A 1,298-nucleotide genomic window follows, 5' to 3' on the forward strand; every position below is an offset into this window, starting at 1 on the left:
AACAATCGTTGTAAGTGGTTGATATGCGACAAAATACGAGCAAAAAATGACTCTATGGGTTAGAAATGACTATCTTTGCAGAAAATTACAATCTGTAAGTTAGTTTAGACTCATGAATCAAGGTAAGTATATATTCAGTCAAATATGTGATTTCCTTCCCAAAAACCAGTTCGATTGGTTCGTAAAAAAATATCAAGGAAACAAATATGTTAAGAAGTTCACTTGTTGGAATCATTTGCTAGTGATGATATTCGCTCAGTTGACCCATCGAGAGAGTCTTCGAGACTTGATAGCTACGCTCAATGCGCATAAGACTAAGTTCAACAGGCTTGGATTTGGCACATCTGTTACCAGAAGTAATCTTTCCAAAGCTAATGAGCAAAGAGAGGCTAAAATATTTGAAGACATGGCGTATCATATGGTCAAGACCGCAAGAGACTTACGCATAGGATTAGTTGACAAAGACTTCTTCTATGAAGGTAATGTCTATGCTTTTGACTCAACAACCATCTCACTTTGCCTAAATGTGTTTTGGTGGAGTAAACTTCATCATGACAAAGGTGGTGTAAAGATGCATACCTTATATGATGTAAAGACAGACATACCATCATTCTTTCTTATAACCAATGCGGATTTACATGATTCCAAGGTAATGAACGAGATACCTTATGAGCCTGATGCTTTATACATATTTGATAGAGCATATATGGACACGGAGCAACTCACCATCATCAATACGATAAAGGCGTTCTTTGTTGTTCGTGAGAAACGTCGTATGTCATATACAGTGATTGAAGACAAACAATATAACAACCCTATAACGGGAGTGATGGCTGATCAAACGATACAGTTTAGTGGATATAAAACACGAAAGCAATACTCTTCCCCAATGAGAAGAATCACCTTTTATGATAAGGAGGGAAACAGAACCTTTGTGTTTTATACCAATAACTCCATCCTCTCTGCAGAGGATATTGCATTGGCTTACAAATATCGTTGGAGGGTAGAGTTGTTCTTCAAATGGATGAAGCAACATCTTCATGTCAAGGAATTCTATGGCACAACCGAAAATGCTGTAAAGATACAATTGTATAGTGCAATCATTGCATATTGCTTGGTTGCGATTGTTGAACGAAAAATGAAATTGAATATGGAAATGTATGATTTGTTAAGAATTTTATCTGTCTCATTGTTGGACAGAACCCCTCTCGTAGATTTGCTCGGCAAAAGCGAACCTGCCGAGAAGTTACAAACTGTAAGAGAATTAAGTCTTAAATTTATTTAGTGGACACTAGTGA

The 1,298-nt window shown here is 36.7% G+C and carries 1 protein-coding gene; it reads left to right on the forward strand.

Annotated features, from left to right (window positions below; translation table 11 throughout):
- Positions 1–112 precede the first annotated feature (112 nt).
- Entirely contained in the window at positions 113–1,285 is a 1,173-nt protein-coding gene (locus CIK90_RS06900; protein WP_094390244.1) for an IS4 family transposase, read from the forward strand.
- Positions 1,286–1,298: the final 13 nt, after the last annotated feature.

Origin of the sequence: Prevotella sp. P5-126, from assembly GCF_002251185.1 — a bacterium.
Classification (GTDB): domain Bacteria; phylum Bacteroidota; class Bacteroidia; order Bacteroidales; family Bacteroidaceae; genus Prevotella.

Bases quoted from the DNA above. Each gene is read 5' to 3' on its own strand.
- CIK90_RS06900 (WP_094390244.1), top strand. From the start codon at position 113: ATGAATCAAGGTAAGTATATATTCAGTCAAATATGTGATTTCCTTCCC.